This window comes from Streptococcus sp. ST14 (assembly GCF_046098195.1).
In the GTDB taxonomy this organism is placed as follows: domain Bacteria; phylum Bacillota; class Bacilli; order Lactobacillales; family Streptococcaceae; genus Streptococcus.
Window position 1 is genome coordinate 45,516 of sequence record NZ_JBJUSF010000008.1, and the last position, 26,471, is coordinate 71,986.

The following is a 26,471-nucleotide window of genomic DNA, read 5'->3' on the forward strand; positions in this document are numbered from 1 at the left end:
TTATGGTGAAATCGTTAATTTTGGTGAGTCATGGTCGTTTCTGTGAAGAACTTAAAGGTAGCACGGAAATGATTATGGGTCCACAAGACAACATTCATACAGTGGCTCTTCTTCCAGAAGATGGTCCAGAAGAATTTACTGCTAAATTTGAAGCTACTATCGAAGGATTGGATGATTTCCTAGTCTTTGCAGATCTTCTCGGTGGTACACCATGTAACGTGGTGAGCCGCTTGATCATGGAAGGTCGCAACGTGGAACTCTACGCAGGAATGAATCTGCCAATGGTGATTGAATTTATCAATGCTAGCCTTACGGGTGCAGATGCGGACTATAAGAGCCGTGGTGCAGAAAGTATTGTAAAAGTCAATGATCTGTTAGCGGGCTTCGATGATGACGAAGATGAATAATACTCTTCGAAAATCACATTCAAACTACGTCAGCGTCGCCTTGCCGTATAGATGTTACTGACTTCGTCAGTTCTATCTGCAACCTCAAAGCAGTGCTTTGAGCAACCTGCGGCTAGCTTCCTAGTTTGCTCTTTGATTTTCATTGAGTATAAGATGTAACTTAGAGCATCTTATATAGAATATACATGGGAATGGGAGTCACTCCCATTCCCATATTTTCAATAAGAATGAAACAACAATAGATTAGAGGAACTCTATGCTAAATTACACAAAAGAAGAATTACTTGAACTGGGTGCAGAAATCACGACTCGTGAGATCTACCAACAGCCCGATGTATGGAAAGAAGCTTTTGAAGCCTATCAAGCAAAACGGGAAGAAATTGCAGCCTTCCTGCAAGGTATCGCTGATAAACATGACTATATTAAGGTTATCTTGACAGGTGCTGGGACTTCTGCTTATGTGGGAGATACCTTGGTACCATACTTTAAGGAAGTCTATGATGAACGCAAATGGAACTTCAATGCTATTGCGACAACTGATATTGTTGCCAATCCAGAAACTTATCTGAAAAAAGATGTGGCGACTGTCCTTGTATCCTTTGCTCGTAGTGGGAATTCACCTGAAAGTGTGGCGACGGTTGATTTGGCTAAAGCCTTGGTTGACGACCTCTATCAAGTGACCATTACATGTGCTGCAGAAGGGAAATTGGCTCTTCAAGCTCATGGTGATGAGCGCAATCTTTTGCTCTTGCAACCAGCTGCTTCCAATGACGCTGGATTTGCCATGACTTCTAGCTTTACGTCTATGATGCTAACAGCTCTCTTGGTTTTTGATCCTACAGAATTTGCTGTGAAAGCTGAACGTTTTGAAGTTGTGTCTAGCCTTGCCCGCAAAGTTCTAGACAATGTAGCAGATGTTAAAGGGCTTGTAGACCTTGACTTTAACCGCGTCATCTATCTTGGTGCTGGTCCTTTCTTTGGACTTGCTCATGAAGCTCAGCTCAAGATTTTGGAATTAACAGCTGGTCAGGTGGCGACTATGTATGAAAGCCCAGTCGGCTTCCGTCACGGTCCAAAATCATTGATCAACGAAGATACAGTTGTTTTGGTATTTGGTACAACGACAGACTACACTCGCAAGTACGACTTGGACTTGGTTCGTGAAGTGGCTGGTGATCAGATTGCTCGTCGTGTTGTGCTCTTGAGTGATCAAGCTTTTGGTCTTGAAAATGTCAAAGAAGTAGCCCTTGGTTGTGGCGGTGTCTTGAACGATATTTACCGTGTTTTCCCTTACATCGTTTATGCTCAACTCTTTGCCCTATTGACTTCACTCAAGGTAGAAAATAAACCAGATACACCGTCTCCTACAGGTACAGTAAACCGTGTGGTACAAGGTGTGATCATTCATGAATATCAAAAATAAGGAAGTGTCTATGAATTCTTGACAAGAGGATTTGTAAATTATCAGATAAACCATAGATTGTCAGTACGCTTTCTATGGTTTGTTTGCTTGAGAGAAATAGTAAAAGGAGAACAGAATGAAAGCATACACAGAACGTGTATTTGGAAATCATGAGGGCAAGGATGTCTTGGCTTATCGCTTTGAGACTGATGGTGGTTACCAGCTTGAAGTTATGACTTATGGTGCGACCATCTTGCGCTATGTCACACCTGACAAGGCTGGAAACTTTGCCAATGTGATCTTGGGTTTTGATGATTTTGATAGCTATGTAGGCAATAGTCCCAAGCATGGAGCAAGTGTAGGTCCTGTAGCGGGCCGTATTGCAGGTGCGACATTTGAGCTCAATGGTCAGACCTATAATCTTGAAGTCAACAATGCTAGCAACTGTAACCACAGTGGTTCAACAGGTTGGGATGCGAGCTTGTTTGAATTGGTCGATGTGAGCGACCATGGCTTGACCCTCTATACAGAGCGTACAGATGGCACAGGAGGATTCCCTGGTAATCTCAAGATCTGGATCAGCTATCACTTGGAAGAAACTGGTGCCTACGAAATCAGCTACAAGGTAACGACTGATCAGGATACGCTTGTCAATCCAACTAATCACAGCTACTTCAACTTGTCTGGTGATTTTACGCAGACAATTGACCGCCATGTCTTCCAGCTAAATACGGAGGGCATTTACCCAATCGCTCCGGACGGTGTTCCAGATAAGACTCCAGATGCTAATCGTGATGTGGTTAAACACATCTACAATGGAGCTTTGCTGAAGGACATCTTTGCAGAGGAAGATGAGCAAATCCAGTTGGTATCTGGTTTAGATCACCCATTTGCCCTTCCTGCAGGTCATGACAATGCTGGTTTCCTTTATGACCAAAACTCAGGTCGTTTCCTGCTGTTCAAGACAGAGGCCCCTTGCTTTGTGGTCTACACAGCAAACTTTGTGGATGAGAGTGTCATCATCGGAGGCCAGCCAATGGTGCAACACAATGGGATTGCCCTTGAAGCGCAAGCTTTACCAGATGCCATTCACAGTGACCTCAAAGACCAAGTCATTCTCAAAGCAGGTCAAACCTTTACCAGCAAAACTCGTTACGAGCTTGTTGTAAAATAAAAAGAAGAGCTGGTTTCCAGCTCTTTTGAGTTGTCTTCGTTGACATTTTATCTCAATAGTGTATAATTGATGTAATTGATAAAGTTACAACAAATAAAAGGAGACACCCTATGACTTATGCATACCAAAGCCACATTTACCTAGCAGAGGCGGTTTTAAATGTCAAGGATTTGACGAGTCAAACGGCTTTTTATCATCAGATTATTGGCTTGGAGATTTTATCCCAAACAGAGACAGAAGCGATTTTGGGACTTGGTCGAAAAGCCTTGGTTCACTTGATTCAGGCAGAAAAGGCTGGCGAAGTAAGGGAGCATTATGGGCTCTACCATCTAGCGATTTTGTTGCCGACACGAAAGGCCTTGGCAGATGTCTTGAAGCACCTAAGTGACTTACGGATTCCTCTGGTCGGGGGTGCAGATCATGGATACAGCGAGGCTATTTATCTAGAGGATTTGGAAGGAAATGGCATTGAACTCTACCGTGATAAGCCAGTGTCTTCATGGGATATTCGAGAAGACGGTCGCATTATCGGTGTGATCGAAACCCTTGCGGCACAAGACATCTATGAGTTAGGGGAAAAGGTGGATCCCTTTATCCTAGCTGAAGGGACGAGAATGGGGCATATCCATCTATCGGTTAAGGATAGCCACGCGGCGAGCCGGTTTTATCAAAAGGTGTTAGGGCTAGAAGATAAATTTAGCATTCCTAGTGCAAGTTGGATAGCGGCTGGTCAGTACCATCACCACCTGGCTGTCAACGAATGGGCTGGAAAAGGGCTAGCTCCGCGTGAGCAAGGCTTGCCAGGCTTGGCCTACTACGTCCTTGAGATCGAAAGCAAGGAAGAGCTCCTAGACATCGTTCAGCAAGCACAAGAGCTAGAAGCACCAATCAAGTGGTTAAATTCGAGTGAGTTGGATTTGGTAGATCCAGATGGGATTGTGACCCGTATTCGCTTGGCACGATGAGGAAGAGACGTCATTTGTTTTAGAGACATAGAAAAAGGCGGATAAGCTCGCATTCTGTTTTTAGAATGCGGACTCGTTCGCTTTTTTATGGAATGACGAAGCCTTTCTTGTCTTTAGCAATGGTATCTGCCGGGGATATTTTCCCTTTTCTGGGGGTTCATGCTATAATACTAATAAACTTTTCTTTCTCTAGGAAGGCAAACGCCCAAAATCGGCTAGACTGCTGGCAATCGTTGTCACGATGCTTTTAAGAGAAAGTAGGACTCTGTTTGAACATCCGTATTGAGTTTAGGAAATGGTAATAAGATGGATACAAGTGTAAAAAATTTAATCAGTATGGGCCCTCTGGAGGACTCTTTTATCTATTATGATTTGGGGAATCAAGTATTCTACAGTGCAAAACAAGGCATTAATTATTCAGCCATTGCAGCCCCTATTGCAATCTATTCCTTGCAACGGCTGTCAAAGTTGCTCAACCAAACCTTTGGAGATGTCTCATCCCCTCTTAATCTAATCTTCTTTATCTTGATGTCTCTGTTTTTGATTTTCGGGACCATTCTCCTTGCTAAATCTACTCGACGCAACATGAAGACAGATAGATTTAGAAAAGTTCGGCTGACAAAAGCCAATATCAAAACACTTAGGAGAAAATCTAGATGGACCGTCCTAGTTGAGATTTTTTGTTTCCTTATGATACTGTTTTCCATCTATCGTTATTTTAGCTATTCCGATTTTCAGTTCTTGATTATGTATATGTTAGGGCTTTTTTCCCTTGTTTATATTGTCTATGAATTTCAGATGAAAACACGCAAACGACTGTTCAAAGAGCTGATGGAGACATTACAGGACGATAGCCAAGGGAAAGAGGGAGAAATGTAAGATGAGAAAAATCATTTATATAGGCCAAGGATGCCAGCAATCCGTCTACTATAACACAAAGACGAGAGAGGCTTTAGCGACAGAATCTAGCGCCTCGTCAGAAACCGACGGTGCTATCAGTTCAAAGAAATCCAAGTGGCCTTGGGTTGTCTTCTTTGCTTTCTTGCTAGTTGCTATTATCGGTATTTGGATTCGTTCCTTGATAGCACCCTTTAGATTGAGTGAGTGGATGGCACCTATCCATCTAGCCGCTATCCTTTTCGTTTTTATCGGAAGTGTTTATGGATTTGAAAAACTGTTCTACAGTGGGGCTAAGTCGCTTGTCCCAGCATGTGAAGAACAGTTTAAAGATGCGGTTGAAAGTAGTACTTTTTGGAGGAAGTCACCAGATAAGGAACCAACAGTCGATAAAATCATCTTGTATCTATTTGTTATCCTCGTTCTTCTATTTGTTTTTGTAATTGTTGTGTTCTTTGCCATACCTGGGACCTTCATTCCCTACTATGAACATGAATGGTTTGAGCCGTCGATGTTCATGGTGCCAATCGGAGCAACGATCGTCCCAATTAGTGTCGTACTGCTCTTGTTCCAAAACAACCCTATACGCTGGCTGTTAGCCGTACGAAAATACAAGCAGGGGAAAGTATTATTTAGGGAAGAGAAGAACTAGAAACACGAGAGAAACGCTATTACCATTACCAGTGGTTGGTGATGGTGATGTTTTATCAACAACCTATGATAAAATTGAAGTTTCTGATTATAGTGATTGGTGGAAACTGTGGTGATTTTATATGAGAAAAATAATTTTTATTGGACAGAGCGGTGATAAGGCCGTTTACTATAATACGCGAACAAAAGAGGCTCTTGTAGCAGATAAGAGTGCCTTGTTAAATACAGAAGGGGCTAGGAGATCGAATAGGGGGATTGCTCCTTTAATTGCTATATTCTCTTTGTTAGGTTTACTCGGAGGATTTGTTGCAATACCAATTTTCTCAGGCCTTCGTTATAATAGCGGGATGGTTCCTATTTTTATTCTTTGTCTTTCCTTTATCCTATTTGGATTTATATGGATGATGGAAGTCGCCTTATATAAAGGAGTGAAACGAGTCCAAGGAGCAACAAAGAAAGAGTTTAAAGAAGCAGTTTATTCAAATTTGTTCTGGGAAAATTTTAGTGAGAAAAAAGCGACGTTTGCGAAAATGTTGGCTTTTATGATTGTCATGCTACTAGTTTTTATGACTACTATAGTAATATTTGCTGCTGCAATTCCGGGCACTATTGACTCATTCAATAAGCAAGAGGCATTTGATATACAAATCTTTTTCTCGCCTTTAGCAGGTCTCTTTCCTGCCTTGTTGTACCTTTTCTTATTCCAAAACAACCCTATCCGCTGGTTCTTAGCTGTGCGAAAATATGAACAGGGGAAAGTGATATTTAATGAAGAAATAGAAAAGAGAGGATGATAATGTCACAAGAGAGATATTTGCAGATCAAAAAAGAGCATCAAGTTCGTAAGTTTGTGGGGCGTTTCCTCTTCATTCTTCTCGCTATACTCGATGTTCTACTGGTATCAAGTCATTCCAATTATGTCCCGCTTGTAACGGTGGCTATGGTAACGATTGTGCCTTTTAATCATTTTCTACTTGGTCCTCTTAGGAGACAGAAAAAAGCTATAGAAAAAGAGCATCCAGAATGGAAAATACTCAGTACGAAGGGAGTAAAGGTTCCCTCGGCTGAAGCCAATAAAAGAACCTTGGCTGGTATTGGGATTTTGATGGCCTTGCTGTTGTCTTTTGGGCTATTCTATAAACCTGTGCAACAGCCGAACGACCAAGTAAACAAGCCGCTTAAGGTTGATTCTAAAACGCCTGAAACGTCCAAGCCTTCTGAGTCTGAGTCGTCCAGTTCCTCAGAGTCGAAATCCTCGTCTTCGACTGAACAAAGTTCTAAAACCGAAAGTTCAGGAACAAAGCCGTCAAAAAGCGAGTCCAATAATCCTTATTACCAGATTCCAGGACTTACTGACGAACAGGTGAGAGATATCATATCAAAATCGGTGAAAGATTTGAGAGAAAAACAGTCAAAAGAAAAATCCGAAGAGTAGACTCGAGGACATCAATGTCCTTTCTGGATGAGTTAGTTTTGAGATTTTACTGTATAAAATAACAGGAGGAGTTCATATGAATAAAGAAGTGATTGGTTTGATAGTTGGGACAATCGTCATCTTCCTATCTTTTGTATTTGTATGTGGGACCTTTCTCTATCTCTATCTTCGGGATCAGAAGTTGGTCCGCCTTGCCAAGTCATCCGTTCCTGGAACGGTTATCGGCTATAGCCGTTTTCGTGAGGGGTATCCACCTATCGTCGAATACACGGTGGATGGGATTGCTTATAAGAAAACCTTGCAGTATTTTATGTTCAAAACGGTCACAATTCCGTGGGGGACTACTAAATTTTTAAAGGACTATACAAGAGAAGATATGCTAGCGCCTTCGATCACTCGCTACAGTAACTCCTTTGTTTCCTTCAAATGCTTGATGCAGACCCATTTCCCCCTTCATTCGGAGCTGACGGTCTGGTATGATCCAGACAAGCCGGCCAGGGCCTATGTCGAACATTACAGTGGAATGGACAAGTTTTACAAGTGGTTTGGTATCGGATTTGGGCTGGCTCTAGTTCTAGTCTATGGGATAGTGATCCTAGCCTTTTTGTCCAAGATATAAGGCATAAAAGTCAGTTGGTTAATAGGAAACTTGACTTCCCATCTTGCTTCAAGGAGGACAGAGTTTCTTTTCCATTTTCATGCTCACCTATCTTTTCTTTCCGATACAGAGAAAAGGTTGCCTCCCACAAATACAGACAGGAAGTGAATTTTGACAAAGCCCCTTATTCGAGATATAATGAAGAAAAAGTGACCAAGGATAAATCAATGACAAACTCAAAGTATATAACACGCCTGAAACGTTCAGAGGGCCAGTTGCGTGGGATTCAAAAGATGATTGAAGAAGATCGTGACTGCGCAGATATTGTTACGCAGTTGACAGCAGTGAAATCTAGCGTTGAGCGCGTGATTGAGATGATCATTACTGAAAATCTCACAGGCTGTATCAACCAACCACTAGACGACCCCGAGGCTCAAAAGGAACGCCTAGAAAAGGCCATCCGATACCTGATTAAACGGAAATAAACTAATTTGCTATTGATAAACAATGCAGACAAAGGTATTTAAGTCTATTTCGATAAAGAAATCATGTCAGACAAACGGATGAGTTCCCCCAATACCAATGAGAAAACCTCTTTTTAGATACCATCAATGTGTTTCTTTTTTAGAAGCGACGGGCTACGAGCCCTATATCAGTGGGTTGCAGAAATGAAAAAAACCGATTAAGGAACTTAATCGGTTTTTTGCTTATTCTACTTGACCGGGCCAAGCATTCATACCACCTTCTACATTGATAACTGTGAGGCCTTGGGCGCTTAGAAATTCACAAGCAGATGCGGAGCGTACACCACCTTGACAGATGACATGGTATTCCTGGTCAGGTTTGAGTTCTTTGTAACCTTGCTCCAAAGTACTTAACGGAAGATTTTTGGCCCCTGGTGCATGTCCTGCTTGGAATTCGTGCGCTTCACGTACATCGATAAGATTTAGATTTTCATTTAGGTATTTTTCATAAAAGTCAGCCATGCTGATACTCGTTTCCATATTCGACTCCTTCTGGATTAGCCATTTTATATAGTGAATAAGCGCCATCAGGATTTTGGACGGTAAATCCTGCCTCTAGAGGATACGCTCTGTGATATAGCTGCGCAAAACACTGTGGCAGCTAAGGATGTAGGTTTGGTTCTTGTCCGTTTCATCCAAGCTCTCCCCTAGTTCGTTTAGGGAGATATGAATGGTATCGACCTTGGGTCGCCTCCTGAAATTCGCCACTTGTCCTCACATCTAGGGATTATTTGCCCTTAGTCAGATCGTCTTCGAGCGGACACCTTGGATATTGTCGCTCAGACCTTCGATTAGGTTCAAGGCTGCGCAGCCAATTATTTTATGCTTCTAGATGACCTTGCCTGTCCAAGCGCTCATACCGCCTCGTACATTGATAACATCGTAGCCATTTTTCTTAAGCTTTTTCGCAGCTAGTTTGCTTCGCACACCAGAATGACAAATGACATAAAGTGTTTCTTTTGTCGCAGGTGTGTAAGAACCGATTTCCGTTAAAGGAACGTTTTTGGCATTTTTGATATGACCTCTACGGAATTCCATAGGCGTCCGAACATCCAGTAGCTGAATCGGTTCTCTGAGTTTAGCTTCTAACTCGCTGGTAGAAATACTGTCAATTTTTGTAAATAAGTGAAACATAGGTACCTCCTAATATACCCTTATGGGGTATATTAAACCATGAAGTCAAGCTTTTGTCAAGCAAGTTGTTTTAACTTGGGAGGGGATTGGTTTTGAGAGTTTAGAAAGCAGGCTATTCTTGACCTTTCAAAGGCTTTTTGATATGATGAGTCCAAAGTAAGTGTGAGGTGATAAGATGGCTAGCGAATACCAGAAAATGATAGCAGGGGAGCCTTACCGTCCGTCGGACCCAGAGTTGCGTGTCTTGGCACAAGCTTCTCGCCAAAAACAGGCTGCCTTTAACAAGGAAGAAGATCCCTTGAAGGGAGCAGATATTATCAAGACTTGGTTTGGCTCAACTGGACAAAATCTCTACGTCAATCCACGCTTGGTGGTCGATTATGGAGTCAATATCCATCTAGGGGAAAATTTTTATTCTAATTGGAACTTGACCATGCTGGATGTTTGTCCGATTCGCATCGGGAACAACGCCATGCTTGGCCCCAACTGTCAGTTTTTAACCCCACTCCATCCACTGGATCCGGATGAACGCAATTCAGGGGTCGAATATGGCAAGCCCATCACCATCGGAGATAATTTCTGGGCTGGAGGTGGCGTCATTGTCCTTCCTGGAGTGACACTAGGAAATAACGTCGTTGTAGGAGCAGGGGCCGTGATTACCAAATCCTTCGGAGGCAATGTTGTCCTAGCTGGTAATCCTGCGCGAGTTATCAAGGAAATCCCAGTAAAAGAAAACTAAAAAGAACAGCTTGGGCTGTTCTTTTTATGAGCTTTAGTCTTATAGATTTTTCTTCTTTTTGGCTTTCTTGGTCAAGGAAACATCGCACTGAGAAATCTTGCTTGTCAGGTAGCTTGTCAGTTGGAAATCATCTACTTGAGGATTGAGATCGACTTCGTAGACGGTTTGCAAGGATTCACCAGCATTGCTGGTATCTACTGAGATGAGGTCAGACTCGGTGCAAAATTGATCCAGCGCAACCTGGATAGTATCTAGGCGGTCTTCTTTATTGGGAAGGGTGATGGTCAAGAGTCTACGACGTTGGTGATTGCTCTTGCTTTGTTGTTTTTCCAAAAGGAGCCAAATACCTAGGATAAAGCCCGTGAAGAGAACGGCTAAGAGAAGGTATCCTGTCCCTGCCGCCAGACCGATGATCATGGCTAGAAAGATAGCGATTAGCTCTCGAGAGCCACTCGTGGCAGAACGGAAACGAATGAGACTAAAGGTCCCTGCTACTGCAATCGACGTTCCGAGACTGCCATTGACGAGGAAGATGACCAGCGTCATCAAACAAGGTAAAAGGGTCAAACTGATGACAAATTCCCGTGTGTAAAGAGTCCGTTGCTTGTAGGCCCAGCTGAGTGCTAGTCCTAGAAAAAGACTGACGACAAGGGCGAGTAGGAGTTGGAGGGGGTCTGCAGTGGCGGTTGCGTCGTTGAAAATAGAGTTAAAAAGATTAGACATAAGCGTTACCTACACTTTCTCCGATAGGTTGTGGGGCATAGGCTAGTCCTTGTGATTTATGGTAGGCGCAGGAGTATTTTGAGAATTTTTGCTCTACCAGCCCATATTTATCAAGGATATCCTGTAGCCATTGCGGTTTGTCACCAGGCGCCTTGATTTCCATGATGACCAGTTCGTCTTCTAAGAGGGGCAGGCCTTTTTTGTCAGCAAATAGGCAGACTTGTTTATCACGATAGATCAGGTTTTGGTCAAGAGTGACACGAATTTTCTGGTAGGGAAATCCTGGGATTTTCTTTTTTTCTTTTAGTGAAAAACGGTCATAAGAAATATAGATACGCGGTTTGAGAGACTCGCTGTAGCGTTGACGTAGCTTTTGAACTTCTCCTACCAGAAAGCTATCTTTGATTAGGTCTCCTTCCCAACCTTTGGTGATGAGTTGGGTTATGGTATCTGACTGGGATAGGACGCGGTGCTTGTGACCGACACCAGCTTCGTCTTTGGACTTGATTTCTAGAAAGGCAGGGCTGTCAGCGCTTGGCTGTGCGAGATAGGTCCGCATACGGATTTTTTCCTTCTTATGCTGATCCTGCAGAGAGTCTTGGATGAGCTGAAAATCTTCTGTATCAAAGTAGATATTGGAAATGGTCGAAGTCGGATAGTCGTCCTCGACGAGGTAGTCTTTCAAATCTTCTATTAAATCCTGTAGGTCTGTTTTAGAAACCAGGTACTTGGTTTCGATCCGTTCAAAGCTTGTTTCTAGGGGTTTCATAAGCAATTTCTCCTTTAGATAAATTATAGATTAAACAAGGTAAACTTGCTTGGAACAAGTCTAGAGGACATTTCTAAAAGTTTTATTAAGCGAAACTTAACTGAAACTGAATTTAAGGAAACTTTCAGAAAAGTTTTAGTTTTGTTTCAGGAATCTTCTGTAGACTGTCTAGCTATATCATACGAAGGAGAGGAAAAAGGTATGAAATCAAAAAAATGGGTCCTACTCGCAACGAGTTTAACGGCAATGGTGCTGATGGCAGCATGTGCCCAGTCAACAACTACATCCAATACCAATGCAACGACAAATAGTGCAACAACAACTGCAACAAAGACAAACCAATCATCCTATTTTACAGAGAAGGACAATGATACTTCTTATGATGAAAGCACAGCTTCTAAGATTGAACTATCTGGCTCATCTGCAAACGTCTCTGGAGATGGGGTGACAGTCTCTGAATCAACAGTGACCATCACAAAATCTGGGACCTATGTGATTTCAGGTCAGTCTGACGGAGTGCAGATCAAGATCGAGGCAGATAAGTCTGCAGATGTTCATCTAGTCCTAAAAGGCGCGACCATGACCAATACCAATGCAGCGATATCTGCGACATCAGCTGGTCATGTCTACTTGACTCTAGCAGAGGGAACCACCAACAGTCTCTCTGACTCAAGCTCTAACAGTGACGAAAAAGCAGACGCAGCTCTCTTTTCTAAGGTGGATTTGACCATCAACGGGAAAGGAACTCTCAATGTAGATGGCAAGAAGAACAATGGTATCAAGGCCAACGACACCCTCCACATCACGGGTGGAACCTATAACATCACAGCAGTTGGCGATGCCTTCAATGTCAATGATGAACTCAACATCACTGGTACGACCATGACCATCGATGCCAAAGAGGATGGGGTCAAGGTGGACAATGACGAGGATACTTCAGTTGGGACCATGTACCTATCCAACAACAACATCACCGTCACAGCAGGAGATGATGGCATCCACGCATCTGGAGACCTCGTCATCGATAGTGGTACCTACACCGTCAAGAATTCGACAGAAGGACTTGAAGGTAAGTCAATCACTATCAACGGTGGGGATATTAGCATCTACTCAACAGATGATGGAGTCAACGCAGCTAACAAAAACGCCCAACAGAATGAAATCTTCTTCACTATGAACGGCGGGAATCTGACTGTAGAAGTCGGCCAAGGAGACACAGACCCAATCGACTCAAACGGCAATATTACGGTCACAGGTGGGACCATTAAAATGACTGGTCAAACAGGTTTTGACTTTGATGGAACAGCGACCTACACAGGTGGAGATATCTATCTCAACGGTGAAAAACAAACGGAAATCGTCAATTCTATACCTGGAGGCGGTGGACCAAATGGAGGCCCTCAAGGCGACGGTCCAGCCCCTGGCGGACAAGGATAAAAAAGAATCTCCTTTCTCGAAAGAGAAGGGAGAGTTTTATGTAGGAAGGATTTTCTAGAATAAATACCAATCCGGAGTTGAGAACTTCTTGGTCTGTTTCATATAAAAACGGATAAAGTGAATTTCCATAGCTAAGGTTATCAAGGTTGCTATTGTGATGACAGTAGTAGGATTGGCTGAGAAAAGTAGAGGAAGAATAGGCCTTTAAAAAGTGGACGGGAAAGACCATTTCGGAGTATCGCGAAGAGATTTAGAAACAGCTCTAAAAGTAATAGCTATCCATTATAAGCATCAGATAATAATGTCTGGTGCTCTATTTTTTAAAGAATTTAGATTTTTTTCTTGACAAGTGAGTGATTACTCACTACAATAGGTTTATATTTAGCAAGTGAGTAATCACTCACCAAGGAGGAAGTAAATGAAAACATTACTACATTTACAAGATTTAGTAAAATCTTTTGACCATCAAATAGTTCTGAATCATGTCAGCTTTGAATTGCAGCCAGGAGAAATTATAGGCTTAATTGGTCCGTCTGGTGCTGGTAAATCAACTATGATTAAGACTACGTTAGGAATGGAAAAGGCTGATGGAGGCGTAGCTTTAGTGTTAAATCACACTATGCCCAATCGCTATATTTTAGGAGATATTGGCTATATGGCCCAATCAGATGCTTTATACGAGACCTTGTCAGGCCAAGAAAATCTGGAATTTTTTGGTCAGCTAAAGGGGCTTTCTAAAAAAGACCTGAAGGCGGAAATTGCTTATATAGCTCAAGTAGTAGATCTGACAGACTACTTAAACAAGGCGGTATCTGGTTATTCTGGAGGAATGAAACGGCGTTTGTCACTGGCTATCGCGCTTTTAGGAAATCCTCAACTCTTGATTTTGGACGAACCGACAGTTGGAATCGACCCTTCTCTTCGAAAGAAAATCTGGAAAGAATTATTCGCGCTTAGAGACAATGGGGTAGGGATATTAGTTACTACCCATGTTATGAATGAAGCAGAGTTGACGGATAAGGTCGGCTTATTATTAGGCGGAAAAATCATTGCTTTTGATACACCGCAACACTTAAAAGAAAGTTATCAAGTTTCAAGTATTGAAGAAGTATTTTTAAAAGCAGAAGGTGAGTAAAATGAGAACAATAGCGATTGCAAAAAAAGTCATCAAAGAATTACTTCGTGACAAACGAACTCTAGCCCTGATGTTTATAGCACCTGTTTTTATCATGTGGTTGATGAACCTCATGTTTTCAGCTAGTACAACCGTGAATGTCAAGTTAGCGACACAAGATCTACCAACTGGTTTGGTAACGAAAATGGATGAGCTTGATCATGTGGACATCGAGACTTATCAAGACTTAGATCAGGCCAAAGAAGCGCTAGCAAATGAAAAAGTCGATGCTGTGATTTCTTATAAAGACGGTGAGTATCAGGTCGACTACGCAAATACAGATGCCTCCAAGACATCTATGATACGACAAGTGTTACGAACAAGTATCGCCAGTGAAGGCACCAATCAGTTACTATCTCGTGTCAAACAAGCTCTTCCACAATTGGACTCGGACGCAAAAACACCAGAAATCAAGGAGTCTTATCAGTATGGAGATGAAAATACAAGCTTCTTTACCAGTATGATTCCGGTTTTGATAGGTTTTGTAGTTTTCTTCTTTGTCTTTTTGATTTCAGGTATGGCGCTTTTGAAAGAGCGCACCAGTGGAACACTAGAACGTTTGTTAGCAACACCAGTGAAACGATCTGAAATCGTCTATGGCTATATGTTGTCTTACGGTATTATTGCGATTTTTCAAACGGCAGTTGTCGTCTTAGCAGCAATTTGGCTACTAGATGTAGAAGTTGTAGGAAGTATTTTAAATGTTATAATAGTTAATGTGGTACTGGCTCTTGTAGCACTAGCTTTTGGAATTCTCTTGTCTACTCTAGCAAAATCAGAATTCCAAATGATGCAATTTATTCCTCTCGTGATTATGCCCCAACTTTTTTTCTCAGGAATTATTCCATTGTCATCCATGGGAGAATGGGCTCCAACTGTGGGGAAATTTTTGCCATTAACCTATTCTGGTGATGCAATAAGCCAGATTATTCTTTACGGACACAATCTTGGTGATATTTTGCCAAATCTTGGTGTTTTAATGATTTTCTTGATCATTTTAACAATTCTCAATATTGTTGGATTGCGTCGTTATCGTAAAGTTTAGAAATCAACATAAATAATGCTAAAAAGGTGTGAAGATTAGATGGATAAGACTGTTTTTGAATCGTTTGAAGATTACTTAGAAGAAGCGAATTACCCTCAAGGAAAGAAAAAAATCATGCAGGCAGCAGTGGATCTCATATCAACTAGGAGTTACCATGGGACCTCAACTCTTCACATAGCTGAGCGTGCTGGACTAAGCCAGGCAACTTTGTTTAAGTATTTTAAGACGAAGGATGATCTACTGACGGCTATTTTACATCCTGTAGTCCCAAGCATTTTCGGTAGTTTTTTTGAGGAACTCTTAGCTTTTGAAACGACAGAAGAGAGGGTTCGTTATCTCGTCCACGATCGTATGAGCTATCTCAAAAAAAATCGTGCTTTGATGAAAATCATTCTGCAGGAGAGTTTTTCAAATAAAAAGCTAAAAAATGAACAGATTTTTATCTGGAATGCTATTCAAGATAAACTTCGAGTGCTTCATAAGGAATTGCTAGCAGATCCACGTGTAAATCCAGAGTTAACGAGTCCTCAAATGGTTCGTATTTGTGTTGGCCCATTGTTGGCTTACTTCGCTCAGCTTTATATCGTTAGCGATAATGGAGAAATAAAGGAAGAAGACCTAGACTTATTAGAAAAACAGATTTTAGGTGGTTTGTGGAAATAAGGGAGTTCTAGAAGAACTAAGATTTATTTACTTGACTTTCAAACAAGCTAAAAAAGACATGTTCTACTTATTTCAGATTCATGTCTTTTTTGTTGTTAGATTTGGTATTCTTCATAAGTCCTCAATCACTTTGCCAAAACAGGAACCGACTTCTCCAGCGGTGCAACGATTTCTCAAGTGTATGGAAGAGGAGATTTCTGGCTTGCTAAAGTCAACTCCTTGACACTTCGTCAGCTTTTGATACAATAGTACAAAATTAGAGGAGGTGGGCGATGATTCAGAAACATGCGATTCCCATTTTAGAGTTTGATGACAATCCCCAAGCGGTCCTTATGCCGAATCACGAGGGTTTAGACTTAAAGTTGCCAAAGAAGTGCATCTATGCGTTTTTGGAGGAGGAGATTGACCGCTACGCTCAGGAAGTAGGAGCGGACTGTGTTGGGGAGTTCGTTTCGGCTACCAAGACTTATCCAGTCTACATCCTCAACTACAAGGGTGAGGAGATCTGTCTGGCCCAGGCGCCCGTGGGTTCTGCTCCAGCGGCCCAGTTTATGGATTGGTTGATTGGTTATGGTGTGGAGCAAATCATTTCCACTGGAACCTGTGGCGTCCTAGCCGATATAGAGGAAAATGCCTTTCTCGTCCCTGTTCGCGCTTTGCGAGATGAGGGGACTAGCTACCACTATGTGGCGCCTTCTCGTTATATGGAGATGCAGATTGAGGCTGTCTCTGCTATTGAGCAAGTCTTGGAACAAAGAGGCATTCCTTACGAGGAGGTCATGACATGGACGACAGATGGTTTTTACCGAGAGACAGCTGAAAAGGTTGCCTATCGTAAGGAAGAAGGCTGTACTGTTGTGGAGATGGAGTGCTCTGCTCTTGCGGCAGTAGCTCAGCTACGTGGAGTTGTCTGGGGAGAGTTGCTCTTTACTGCAGATTCCTTGGCCGATCTGGACAACTACGACAGTCGTGACTGGGGCTCTGAAGCTTTTGATAAGGCGCTCGAACTCTGTCTTGCCATTGTGCACCACATGTGAGTGTTCTGACTGTTTTTATGGTACAATGTAGCTATGTTATTCAAATCTTTTTTGGAAAAAATCAAGACGACTCTGGTTCGATTATCACCAGCCCGTCGCATCTTTTTAAGTTTTGCCTTAGTTATCTTCCTGGGCTCGCTCCTTTTAAGCCTTCCCTTTGTGCAGGCAGCTACGTCACAAGCGACCTACTTTGACCATCTCTTTACGACCGTGTCCATGGTCTGTGTGACAGGGCTCTTTACCCAGCCGGTAGCCTCTACTTACAATATATGGGGCCAGTTGATCTGTATGCTCTTGATCCAGATTGGCGGTTTGGGTCTTATGACCTTTATCGGAATCTTTTATATCCAAGGCAAGCAAAAGCTCAGTCTTCGTGGTCGGGAGACTATTCAAGAAAGTTTCAGTTATGGAGAAACCCAGTCTCTAAAGGACTTCATCCGCTCAATCTTTCTGACGACTTTTCTGGTGGAAGGAATTGGTGCCTTTCTCCTAAGTTTCCGCTTCATTCCTGAATTTGGCTGGGGCCGAGGGGTGTTAACCTCTATCTTTTTGGCTGTTTCAGCCTTCTGTAATGCTGGATTTGATAATTTTGGAAGTACGAGTTTGGTAGCTTTTCAAACGGACCCCTTGATCAATCTAGTGATTGCAGGTTTGATTATCACGGGTGGTCTAGGATTTATGGTCTGGTTTGACCTAGCGACCCAGTTTGGGAAAAAGAAAAAACGCCGCCTGCGTTTCCATACCAAGCTGGTTCTCTTTTTAACGGCGGGAATTCTGCTCTTTGGAACCGTATCGACTTTGTTCATCGAGTGGAATAATCCTGGAACGATTGGAAATCTCAGCGCTCCAGAGAAATTGCTGGTCAGCTTTTTCCAGACCGTTAGTATGAGAACGGCAGGCTTTGCTTCCATTGATTACACCCAGGCTCGACCAGCTACCTTGTTCATCTATATCCTACAGATGTTTCTAGGAGGGGCGCCTGGAGGGACAGCAGGGGGGCTCAAGATTACGACCTTCTTTGTCTTATTGGTCTTTGCTCGTAGCGAACTATTGGGCTTGCCTCATGCCAATGTAGCTCGGAGGACCATTGAACCCCGAACCGTGCAAAAATCTTTCAGTGTCTTTATTATCTTCTTGCTAACATTCTTGCTGGGCTTGATCCTACTAGGGATAACAGCAGAGGGAAATCCGCGCTTCATCTACCTCATGTTTGAGACCATTTCAGCCCTTGCGACAGTTGGGGTGACGGCAAATTTAACACCAGAGCTAGGCAAGATAGCCCTCAGCATCGTTATGTTGCTGATGTTTATCGGCCGTATTGGTCCCTTGACACTACTGGTCAGTGTAGCGGAATACCAGCCAGACAAGAAAGATACGATTCACTATATGAAAGCAGATATCACTATCGGATAAGAAAGGAAGAACGATGTCAGATCGGACAATTGGAATTTTAGGTTTGGGAATTTTTGGGAGCAGTGTTTTGGCTGCCCTAGCCAAGCATGACATGAATATCATTGCTATCGATGACCACGAGGAGCGTATCAATCAATTTGAACCTGTGCTGGCGCGTGGAGTAGTTGGAGATATCACGGATGAAGAACTCCTTCTATCAGCGGGGATTGACACCTGTGATACCGTAGTTGTCGCAACGGGGGAAAATCTGGAGTCCAGTGTTCTCGCGGTCATGCACTGCAAGAGTCTCGGAGTGCCGACCGTCATTGCCAAGGTCAAAAGCCATACAGCTAAAAAGGTTCTAGAAAAAATTGGCGCGGACGCAGTCATCTCTCCAGAGTTTGAAATGGGGCGCTCATTGGCGCAGACCATCCTCTTTCATAACAGCGTAGACGTCTTTCAGCTGGACAAGAATGTATCGATTGTCGAGATGAAAATCCCCCAATCATGGGTAGGTAAAAGCCTCAGTCAGTTGGATTTGCGTGGGCGATACAACCTCAACGTACTTGGTTTTCGTGCCTACGAAAATGCTCCTCTGGATGTCCAATTCGGACCCAATGACCTTTTGCAGGCAGATGCCTACATCATGGCCGTCATTAATAACCAACATCTGGACACCCTAGCTGAACTGAGTGAGTAGGAGAGGAAGGGTACTCTCTATCCAAATAATTAACGAGTCAATATAAGTATTTTATAAGAGGGATTTAAGAAAAATTTTAACTTTTTCTTAATCCTTTTTAATTTTAGGAGATTATACTAGAGTCATCAAAAAAAAGAAAACTCTAAGGAGAATCCTATGAAATTCAATCCAAATCAGAGATATACTCGTTGGTCAATTCGCCGTCTCAGTGTCGGTGTTGCTTCAGTTGTTGTGGCTAGTGGCTTCTTTGTCCTAGTTGGTCAACCAAGTTCTGCACGTGCTGATGTCGTCAATCCGACCCCTGCCCAAGTTGTGCCAGACGCTGCTTCGGTGAGTGAAAAGAGCGACTTACCAGCAGAGGTTCTCAAAAAAGCAGTTGATGTAGCTCTTCCTTCAGAACAAGCAGACTCAGCACCTAAAGCAAGCTTGGATACGACAAGCTCTTCAGAAAAAGCGGACGCAACTGCTAAAGATCCGGAAGTAGCGCCAAAAGAAGAAGTGCAAGCACAACCTGACTCTAAGAAACAAACAGAAGATGCAGTTAAACCTGTGGAAAGTCCTGCGTCTACAGTTTCTGGACAAGACCGTGAAGCCAGTGAAGCGCAACCAGCGACCACTCCAGCTGAAGTGCAAAAAGGTGTGGCTGACAACACCAAAGACACAGTAGATGTCCCAGCTACTTACTTGGACAAGGCTAACTTCCCTGGTCCCTTCACAGCTGGTGTCAATCAAGTCATTCCATATGAATTCTTCGCTGGTGACGGCATGTTAACTCGTCTTATCTTGAAAGCTTCAGACAAAGCTCCATGGTCAGACAATGGAACGGCTAAAAATCCCGCTCTCCCACCAGTAGAAAAATTGGGCAAAGGTCTTTACTTCTATGAAGTGGATTTAGCAGGCACCCAAGGCAAATCTGACAAAGAGTTGCTTGACCTTTTGAAACAAAATGGTACACAAAGCTATAAAGCTACTATCAAGGTGTACGGTGCAAAAGACGGCAAGCCTGACTTAACTAATCTGGTAGCAACTAAAGATTTGGATGTTAATTTGAATGGTTTGACCACCCCAGCTGAAGTGCAAAAAGGTGTGGCTGATAACACCAAAGACACAGTAGATGTCCCAGCTAGCTATCTTGACAAAGCTAATTTTCCAGGTCCATTTACAGCTGGTGTCAATCAAGTCATTCCATATGAATTCTTCGCTGGAGATGGCATGTTGACTCGCCTGATCTTGAAAGCCTCTGATAAGGCTCCATGGTCAGACAACGGAACAGCTAAAAATCCCGCTCTCCCACCAGTAGAGAAATTGGGCAAAGGCCTTTACTTCTACGAAGTAGACTTGGCTGGAACCCAAGGCAAATCTGACAAAGAGTTGCTTGATCTTTTAAAACAAAATGGAACTCAAAGCTATAAAGCTACCATCAAAGTGTACGGTGCGAAAGATGGCAAGCCTGACTTAACCAATCTCGTAGCAACTAAAGATTTGACTGTTAATTTGAATGGTTTGACCACACCAAATCAGGTTAAAGAGTCTGTTGTTAACAATGTCAAAGACATGATTGATGTTCCAGCTAGCTACCTTGATAAGGCTAAGGTTCCTGGACCTTTCTTGGCCGGTGTCAACCAAGTTATTCCATACGAAGCTTTTGGTGGAGATGGTATGTTGACTCGCCTCTTGTTAAAAGCCTCAGACAAAGCCCCATGGTCAGACAACGGAACAGCTAAAAATCCTGCTCTATTGCCACTTGAAGGCTTGGCTAAAGGCCAATATTTCTACGAAGTGGATTTGAATGGCAACACGACAGGCAAAGAAGGACAAGCCCTTCTAGACCAACTTCGTGCCAATGGCACTCACACTTACCAAGCTACTGTCAAAGTGTATGGTTCTAAAGATGGCAAACCTGATTTGACCAATCTGGTTGCTACTCGACAAGTAACGATTCGACTTCGTGGAAAAGAAATGGCGACAATACCATCTCAACAAGGTCAGATGAATACGAAGCCTTCTGAAACAGGCTCTACAGGTACGACTGAGGGTATGATGGGTACAAATCACCATATGTCAGACATGAAGGTCGATCAACCAGCTTCTAGCCCAATGGCTAATATGATGAAAAAAGATGATAAAGCGATGCTACCAAATACTGGGGAAGCTAAAACGGCTACAGCTGGCCTTGGTATCTTTGGTCTAGCCTTGGCAGGTCTTGTTGGACTTTTGGGTTTGACAACCAAACGAGAAGATTAAGATTCAAATCACTTAAACATTAGGGAAAATAGTGTTATACTAAAGCAAGTATAACACTGTTTTTATCGAAGGAGTGTCAGATGAAAAAGACAATTTTGCTGGTTGATGATGAGATAGATATTCTAGATATTCAAAACCGCTATCTTATACAGGCAGGTTACGATGTTTTGGTCGCCCATGATGGTAAGGAGGGCTTAGAGCTTTTCAGAAAAAAATCTATCGACCTCATTATCACAGATATCATGATGCCCAATATGGATGGCTATGATTTTATCAGCGAAGTTCAGTATATCGCTCCGGATCAACCCTTCCTCTTTACAACTGCTAAGACAAGCGAACAGGATAAGATTTATGGATTAAGTTTGGGGGCAGATGATTTTATAGTCAAACCCTTTAGCCCACGCGAATTGGTTTTAAGAGTGAATAATATCTTGCGTCGCCTTAGCCGTGGAGGAGAGACAGAACAGATCGAGTTTGGTGACTTAGTGATCAACCATGTGACTCATGAGGTTCGCATTGGGGAGCAACCTTTGGAATTGACAGTAAAATCTTTTGAGCTTCTATGGATATTGGCCAGCAATCCTGAGAGAGTCTTTTCAAAGACGGAACTTTACGAGAAGGTATGGCAAGAGGACTATGTGGATGATACCAATACACTCAATGTTCATATCCATGCTTTGAGGCAAGAGTTGACCAAGTATACGAATTCAAATGCTCCTGCTATCAAAACTGTCTGGGGTTTGGGTTATAAGATGGAAAAACCAAGAGGTAGAAAATGAAATTAAAAAACTATATTTTAGTGGGGTATCTAGTGTCGACTCTACTAACGATTTTGGTCGTTTTCTGGGCAGTCCAACGAATGTTGATCGAGAAAAGTGAAGTTTACTTTCTAGTTGGAATGACCTTGATTGCTAGTTTCATTGGCGCTGCAGTGAGCATCTTTCTTTTGTCGCCTGTGTTCTCTTCTCTGAAACATTTGAAAAAACAAGCTCAGGATATAGCAAGCAAGGATTTCAGCACAGAAATCGAAACCAAAGGCCCATTAGAATTTCAAGAGCTGGGCCAGGCTTTTAATGACATGTCCCACAATTTGCAAGCCACCTTTCAATCACTTGATGAGAGCGAGCAAGAAAAGAGAATGATGATTGCGCAGCTCTCTCACGATATTAAAACTCCCATTACCTCCATTCAGGTTACTGTGGAGGGCATTCTAGATGGAGTGATTAAGGAAGAGGAGCGGCTCCACTATTTAACCACGATTGGTCGGCAAACTGAACGTCTAAACAAGCTAGTAGAGGAATTGGATGTTTTGACTCTTAACACACAACCTCAAGATACTGCTGATGAAGAAGTCGAAGAGGTCTTTTTAGATCAGTTGCTGATTGAGTCAATGAGTGAATTTCAACTCCAGATTGAACAAGAGGAGCGGGATGTTTACATTCAAGTATCACCTGAGTCGGCGAAAATCAAGAGCCATTCTGACAAACTTTCTCGCATTTTAGTTAATTTGTTAAACAATGCCTTTAAATATTCAGAACCAGGCACCAGAATCGAGGTTCTTGCCCAATTAACAGAACAAGAGCTGACAATCAGTGTGAAAGACGAAGGTCAGGGGATCCTTCCTGAAGATTTGGAAAAAATCTTTAAACGACTTTATCGTGTGGAAACTTCGCGCAATATGAAGACGGGTGGACATGGATTAGGACTTGCGATTGCACGCGAACTAGCCCATCAGCTTGGTGGCGAAATCACAGCAGAAAGTCAATATGGCTTAGGAAGTAAGTTTACATTCAGCCTTAATTTGAAATAAAGGTGTAAAATCCCTTTACAAATCTAGCTTTTCATGGTACAATAGCCTTTGTGTGAAATAGCAGCAGGAAAGCATGAAGCTCGTCAACAGGTGTCTTATGACAAGTAACCTTGGCTGTTTAGGCGAAGGGCATCTGCACGAATCAGGGCTTTCTAAGTGACTATTTCCACCGAAATATTATTTATATCAGGAGGACATACATATGTCACGTTATACAGGACCATCTTGGAAACAAGCTCGTCGCCTTGGCCTTTCACTTACAGGTACAGGTAAAGAATTGGCACGTCGTAACTACGTGCCAGGACAACACGGACCAAACAACCGTTCTAAATTGTCAGAATACGGTTTGCAATTGGCTGAAAAACAAAAACTTCGTTTCACTTACGGTGTAGGTGAAAAACAATTCCGTAACTTGTTCGTACAAGCTACAAAAATCAAAGGCGGAATCCTAGGTTTCAACTTCATGCTTCTTTTGGAACGCCGTTTGGATAACGTTGTTTACCGTCTTGGCCTTGCGACTACTCGTCGTCAAGCTCGTCAATTCGTAAACCACGGTCACATCCTTGTTGACGGAAAACGCGTTGATATCCCATCATACCGCGTAACTCCAGGTCAAGTGATCTCAGTTCGTGAAAAATCATTGAAAGTTCCAGCTATCCTTGAAGCAGTAGAAGCTACTCTTGGACGTCCAGCATTCGTATCATTCGACGCTGAAAAATTGGAAGGTTCATTGACTCGCTTGCCAGAACGCGACGAAATCAACCCAGAAATCAACGAAGCACTTGTCGTTGAATTCTACAACAAAATGTTGTAAGATAAGACTTTATATTGTAAGAAGCCTACAACAGTGGGCTTTTTGCTTTGTCTTAAAATGTTGAGTTGATGGTTTGGTTGGTATTCGAGGAATCATTTTTACTCAGGGAGAATGTTTCTAGCTCTGGTGTAAAGAAATCAGTGGTTTTAGGCGACTTTTCCGCCCTCATTTTCTGCTTTTGTGCTAAAATAGATTTATAAATTTAAGATAAGGGATGTTTATGAAATCAGGGAATGGATTATTGAAAGGATGCCTTTATTTCTGGGGTGGCTTGTTTTTGCTGGGTCTCTTGGTTCGGGTAGCTCTACCTTTGGCAATTTGTGGCTTGATAGGTTTCGGGGCTTATTTAGCCTATAAGCGTTGGCGTTATCCTCTCTTGAAGGACCGTTCTTTGGAAGATCAGATTGAGCTTTTAAAAGCACGGATTCGTCAGGCTGATAAAGATATCCAGCAGTTAATTGAATTAAAAAAGGCCAATGTATCTAAAAAAGTTAATACTCTATTGACGTTGGTAATTCTAATTGGAAATAGCTTAACGGTTGTGTATATGCTATTGCAATCTTAGCGAGGTGTAAAAAATGAATACAAAACCAGTATTAGAAGTGCTAAACTTAAGCAAGCGGTATACAGATTTTCAACTACAAATCAATAATTTAAAAATCCAAGAAGGAAGTATTGTTGGATTGATTGGTGAAAATGGTTCAGGAAAATCAACTTTTCTGAATTTGTTGTTAAATCAAATAAAAAGTGACTCATGTAATATGAAAATTTTAGGTTTGGATTCTGATAAAGATGAATATCAAATAAAACTTAACCTAGGAGTGATTTTAGAACAAAATTATTTTCCAAATTCGTTTTCAATTCAACAAATTGAAAAAATGCTAAAAATGATTTATCCAAGTTGGGATAAAGAACTTTATTACAGCTTAATTGATAAATTTGCCTTACCTATTAACAAAGCTATTGGAGATTTTTCAAGGGGAATGGTTGTAAAACTAAACTTTGCTGCCACATTATCCCATCATCCTAAACTTTTGATTGCTGACGAAGCAACAAGCGGGCTTGACCCTATTGTAAGAAAAGAGATTTTAACTATACTAAAAAAATATGTAGATAATAATAGAATGACTGTACTATTGTCTTCGCATATTTTAAGTGATTTGGAACAAGTCGCTGATTATTTTATTTTTATTGAAAATGGGAAAATTCTACTAAAGGGCGAGAGGAGTGAGTTACTTAACCATTACGCTATTAAAACCGAAATAGCACATTTGCCATTGAAAAACATCAAATATAAGTTGTCTCAAGATAACATTATTCAATATTTAGTTGACGTATCACAAAATGAAGTTGATAGTGAAGACTATGCTACATTAGAAGAAATATTATTATTTCTAGCAAAGGGAGTGAGGATAGATGAAGGGACTACTCTATAAAGATTTTCAACTTATTTTGAATAAAGTAAGTGTGACGAATAGATTGTTAATTGTCTGTGCGTTATTGTTAATAACAATTTTTGGTAGAGAGTCTGGAGCAATTTTTTTATCAATAATGGGACCAATTGGCTTGGCATCTATACCAACCAGTTTATTAGTTTCTGACTATGAAAGTGGTTGGAACAGGTTTGTTAGTGTTTTCCCAATTTCCAAAAAAACGATAGTTCTAGCTAGGTACATTTTTTGTATCTCTCTAATAATATTTGTTAGTTTTATAACTCTGATTTTGAGTCTTATAACCGCTCTAATTTTTCAACAATTCAGTATACAAATACATATATTCATATCAATAGCTGGCTTATTGATTGGCATTATGTATGTAGTATTCTTACTTCCGTCGGTTTATGCCTTTGGTACATTTGGAAGCACAGTCGTAAATATACTGGTTTTGGTATTCATTATGGGAGCAGTTTACATTTTGCAGAAAACAGCTTTTGGTCTAGTATTTATTTCTTGGATTAGCAATACCAATGCTATTCTACTAATAATTGCAAGCTGTATCTTAATTATGACAATAACGGTTGTTTCTATGATAATATCAACCAAAATATACTCTAGTACATTTAATAGATAGGAGTTTAATTGTTATGAGTAAAAAAATATATCATCAAGTAGCTGTTGCTTTAGCAATAATTTCAATTATATTGGCAGTTGGATTGCTAATTTGGGGAGAAAGAGGTACAATCTTTTTTGCAATTATCCCTCTTTTAATTGCAGGATTGGTAGAACGAATGGGAAAGTAAGGGGAGGAATAGGAATAGATTTCCATCATAGTTAGTTTTTAGAATAATAGAAAAGACGCTTGTTTTATACTCAAGTGTCTTTCTCATTTGTTTTCTATACGAAAAAATAAAGGGAGTATTCTACAAAAAAACATAATAAAAATTAGATTATTCAATGGTGTGAATTTTAGATATTAGTTAGCTCAATTCAGTGATTTTTAGGTTAAAATTCACACCATTCAAGTACAATTACTTGAAATTAGATAAAATAATTTATATTGCAAACTCGTGAAAGCGCTGATTTTAAAGGCTTTTGAATTTTATCAAAACATATTTTTTTCAAACCAGGTTATACGATTTATAAGTAAAAGAACGAATAAAAAAGAGGAGCTTCACACTAAAGTTCCTCTTTTTTTAAATATCCGAATCAGTTTCTTATTTCGGCTCTATAATATTTGTAGTGGGTAAATCCTCTATAGATATTATGGAGCCTATTTTTGTATAGAAAAAAAGTCCCAT

At 41.5% G+C, this 26,471-nt stretch carries 30 protein-coding genes and 2 pseudogenes; 26 read left to right on the forward strand and 6 right to left on the reverse strand.

All coding sequences use genetic code 11. The features are described from left to right. Positions 1–2 precede the first annotated feature (2 nt). The 10 genes from ACIY19_RS04230 to ACIY19_RS04275 all read left to right on the forward strand — a co-directional run bounded on the left by ACIY19_RS04230 (position 3) and on the right by ACIY19_RS04275 (position 8,014). Entirely contained in the window at positions 3–407 is a 405-nt protein-coding gene (locus ACIY19_RS04230; protein WP_409002773.1) for a PTS sugar transporter subunit IIA, read from the forward strand. Between the two features lie 256 nt (positions 408–663). Next, positions 664–1,830, forward strand: a complete 1,167-nt coding sequence (locus tag ACIY19_RS04235) for an SIS domain-containing protein (protein WP_409002774.1) — start codon at positions 664–666, stop codon at positions 1,828–1,830. Between the two features lie 115 nt (positions 1,831–1,945). After that, the gene (locus tag ACIY19_RS04240; protein ID WP_409002775.1) at positions 1,946–2,983 is read left to right on the forward strand and encodes an aldose epimerase family protein; all 1,038 of its coding nucleotides are present in this window, start codon (positions 1,946–1,948) and stop codon (positions 2,981–2,983) included. Positions 2,984–3,093: 110 nt separating this feature from the next. Further along, the gene (locus ACIY19_RS04245) at positions 3,094–3,948 is read left to right on the forward strand and encodes a VOC family protein (protein ID WP_409002776.1); all 855 of its coding nucleotides are present in this window, start codon (positions 3,094–3,096) and stop codon (positions 3,946–3,948) included. Positions 3,949–4,254: 306 nt separating this feature from the next. Next, positions 4,255–4,827: a hypothetical protein gene (locus ACIY19_RS04250; RefSeq protein ID WP_409002777.1), complete on the forward strand. Its 573-nt coding sequence runs from the start codon at positions 4,255–4,257 to the stop codon at positions 4,825–4,827. A 1-nt stretch (position 4,828) separates the two neighbouring features. Next, entirely contained in the window at positions 4,829–5,497 is a 669-nt protein-coding gene (locus ACIY19_RS04255; RefSeq protein WP_409002778.1) for a hypothetical protein, read from the forward strand. A gap of 121 nt (positions 5,498–5,618) precedes the next feature. Further along, on the forward strand, positions 5,619–6,290 hold the full coding sequence (locus tag ACIY19_RS04260; protein ID WP_001226099.1) for a hypothetical protein: 672 nt from the start codon (positions 5,619–5,621) through the stop codon (positions 6,288–6,290). 2 nt (positions 6,291–6,292) lie between these two features. After that, positions 6,293–6,931 (forward strand): hypothetical protein, encoded by a 639-nt coding sequence (locus ACIY19_RS04265; RefSeq protein ID WP_193431721.1) that lies wholly within the window; start codon positions 6,293–6,295, stop codon positions 6,929–6,931. Positions 6,932–7,007: 76 nt separating this feature from the next. Beyond that, a complete protein-coding gene (locus tag ACIY19_RS04270; RefSeq protein ID WP_409002780.1) occupies positions 7,008–7,550 on the forward strand; it encodes a DUF3592 domain-containing protein in 543 nt (180 codons plus the stop codon). Positions 7,551–7,756: 206 nt separating this feature from the next. Then, on the forward strand, positions 7,757–8,014 hold the full coding sequence (locus ACIY19_RS04275; RefSeq protein WP_000185160.1) for a metal-sensitive transcriptional regulator: 258 nt from the start codon (positions 7,757–7,759) through the stop codon (positions 8,012–8,014). A 222-nt stretch (positions 8,015–8,236) separates the two neighbouring features. On the opposite strand, the gene ACIY19_RS04280 is transcribed toward ACIY19_RS04275, so the two are convergent. The 3 genes and pseudogenes from ACIY19_RS04280 to ACIY19_RS04290 all read right to left on the reverse strand — a co-directional run bounded on the left by ACIY19_RS04280 (position 8,237) and on the right by ACIY19_RS04290 (position 9,187). Continuing rightward, entirely contained in the window at positions 8,237–8,533 is a 297-nt protein-coding gene (locus tag ACIY19_RS04280; RefSeq protein ID WP_409002781.1) for a rhodanese-like domain-containing protein, read from the reverse strand. Continuing rightward, a pseudogene (locus ACIY19_RS04285) lies at positions 8,508–8,872 on the reverse strand (rhodanese-like domain-containing protein); the annotation flags it as partial. The pseudogene ACIY19_RS04285 and the gene ACIY19_RS04280, both read right to left, overlap by 26 nt. Positions 8,873–8,881: 9 nt before the next feature. Then, positions 8,882–9,187 carry a rhodanese-like domain-containing protein gene (locus ACIY19_RS04290; protein WP_000468861.1) on the reverse strand — a complete coding sequence of 102 codons (306 nt, stop codon included), beginning with the start codon at positions 9,185–9,187 and terminating at the stop codon, positions 8,882–8,884. A 175-nt stretch (positions 9,188–9,362) separates the two neighbouring features. Between ACIY19_RS04290 and ACIY19_RS04295 the strand changes: the two genes are divergently transcribed. Beyond that, complete coding sequence (locus ACIY19_RS04295; protein WP_000135706.1) at positions 9,363–9,926, forward strand: sugar O-acetyltransferase; 564 nt, start codon at positions 9,363–9,365, stop codon at positions 9,924–9,926. A gap of 39 nt (positions 9,927–9,965) precedes the next feature. Here the strand turns inward: ACIY19_RS04295 and ACIY19_RS04300 are convergent, their stop codons facing one another. Both ACIY19_RS04300 and ACIY19_RS04305 read right to left on the reverse strand, forming a co-directional pair. After that, positions 9,966–10,649 (reverse strand): DUF4956 domain-containing protein, encoded by a 684-nt coding sequence (locus tag ACIY19_RS04300; RefSeq protein WP_000067204.1) that lies wholly within the window; start codon positions 10,647–10,649, stop codon positions 9,966–9,968. Next, complete coding sequence (locus ACIY19_RS04305) at positions 10,642–11,418, reverse strand: polyphosphate polymerase domain-containing protein (RefSeq protein WP_409002782.1); 777 nt, start codon at positions 11,416–11,418, stop codon at positions 10,642–10,644. Before ACIY19_RS04305 ends, ACIY19_RS04300 begins: the two co-directional genes overlap by 8 nt. Positions 11,419–11,619: 201 nt before the next feature. Between ACIY19_RS04305 and ACIY19_RS04310 the strand changes: the two genes are divergently transcribed. Then, positions 11,620–12,855, forward strand: a complete 1,236-nt coding sequence (locus ACIY19_RS04310; RefSeq protein WP_409002783.1) for a carbohydrate-binding domain-containing protein — start codon at positions 11,620–11,622, stop codon at positions 12,853–12,855. 54 nt (positions 12,856–12,909) lie between these two features. Here ACIY19_RS04310 and ACIY19_RS04315 read toward each other — a convergent pair. Continuing rightward, a pseudogene (locus ACIY19_RS04315) lies at positions 12,910–13,044 on the reverse strand (low temperature requirement protein A); the annotation flags it as partial. 229 nt (positions 13,045–13,273) lie between these two features. Between ACIY19_RS04315 and ACIY19_RS04320 the strand changes: the two are divergent. The 14 genes from ACIY19_RS04320 (at position 13,274) to ACIY19_RS04385 (ending at position 25,973) form a co-directional block, all read left to right on the forward strand. Then, complete coding sequence (locus tag ACIY19_RS04320) at positions 13,274–13,990, forward strand: ABC transporter ATP-binding protein (protein WP_044020063.1); 717 nt, start codon at positions 13,274–13,276, stop codon at positions 13,988–13,990. A gap of 1 nt (position 13,991) precedes the next feature. Continuing rightward, complete coding sequence (locus tag ACIY19_RS04325; protein WP_409002784.1) at positions 13,992–15,074, forward strand: ABC transporter permease; 1,083 nt, start codon at positions 13,992–13,994, stop codon at positions 15,072–15,074. 39 nt (positions 15,075–15,113) lie between these two features. Beyond that, on the forward strand, positions 15,114–15,737 hold the full coding sequence (locus tag ACIY19_RS04330) for a TetR/AcrR family transcriptional regulator (protein ID WP_084856237.1): 624 nt from the start codon (positions 15,114–15,116) through the stop codon (positions 15,735–15,737). 272 nt (positions 15,738–16,009) lie between these two features. After that, complete coding sequence (locus ACIY19_RS04335) at positions 16,010–16,774, forward strand: nucleoside phosphorylase (RefSeq protein WP_409002785.1); 765 nt, start codon at positions 16,010–16,012, stop codon at positions 16,772–16,774. Positions 16,775–16,807: 33 nt separating this feature from the next. Then, positions 16,808–18,187: a TrkH family potassium uptake protein gene (locus ACIY19_RS04340; RefSeq protein WP_409002786.1), complete on the forward strand. Its 1,380-nt coding sequence runs from the start codon at positions 16,808–16,810 to the stop codon at positions 18,185–18,187. Between the two features lie 13 nt (positions 18,188–18,200). Then, positions 18,201–18,866 (forward strand): TrkA family potassium uptake protein, encoded by a 666-nt coding sequence (locus tag ACIY19_RS04345; protein ID WP_038806509.1) that lies wholly within the window; start codon positions 18,201–18,203, stop codon positions 18,864–18,866. Between the two features lie 156 nt (positions 18,867–19,022). After that, entirely contained in the window at positions 19,023–21,110 is a 2,088-nt protein-coding gene (locus tag ACIY19_RS04350; RefSeq protein WP_409002787.1) for an SSURE domain-containing protein, read from the forward strand. A gap of 80 nt (positions 21,111–21,190) precedes the next feature. After that, on the forward strand, positions 21,191–21,889 hold the full coding sequence (locus tag ACIY19_RS04355; RefSeq protein ID WP_125384924.1) for a response regulator transcription factor: 699 nt from the start codon (positions 21,191–21,193) through the stop codon (positions 21,887–21,889). Then, on the forward strand, positions 21,886–22,920 hold the full coding sequence (locus ACIY19_RS04360) for a cell wall metabolism sensor histidine kinase WalK (RefSeq protein ID WP_042768210.1): 1,035 nt from the start codon (positions 21,886–21,888) through the stop codon (positions 22,918–22,920). Before ACIY19_RS04355 ends, ACIY19_RS04360 begins: the two co-directional genes overlap by 4 nt. Before the next feature lie 202 nt (positions 22,921–23,122). Continuing rightward, on the forward strand, positions 23,123–23,734 hold the full coding sequence (gene rpsD, locus ACIY19_RS04365; RefSeq protein ID WP_000092756.1) for a 30S ribosomal protein S4: 612 nt from the start codon (positions 23,123–23,125) through the stop codon (positions 23,732–23,734). 220 nt (positions 23,735–23,954) lie between these two features. Continuing rightward, entirely contained in the window at positions 23,955–24,299 is a 345-nt protein-coding gene (locus ACIY19_RS04370; RefSeq protein ID WP_000834997.1) for a hypothetical protein, read from the forward strand. Between the two features lie 13 nt (positions 24,300–24,312). Beyond that, positions 24,313–25,170, forward strand: coding sequence for an ABC transporter ATP-binding protein (locus tag ACIY19_RS04375; RefSeq protein WP_001093359.1), 858 nt, complete (start codon positions 24,313–24,315; stop codon positions 25,168–25,170). Continuing rightward, positions 25,151–25,804: an ABC-2 transporter permease gene (locus tag ACIY19_RS04380; protein ID WP_409002788.1), complete on the forward strand. Its 654-nt coding sequence runs from the start codon at positions 25,151–25,153 to the stop codon at positions 25,802–25,804. Before ACIY19_RS04375 ends, ACIY19_RS04380 begins: the two co-directional genes overlap by 20 nt. A gap of 13 nt (positions 25,805–25,817) precedes the next feature. Continuing rightward, positions 25,818–25,973, forward strand: coding sequence for a hypothetical protein (locus ACIY19_RS04385; protein ID WP_002880541.1), 156 nt, complete (start codon positions 25,818–25,820; stop codon positions 25,971–25,973). Positions 25,974–26,471: the final 498 nt, after the last annotated feature.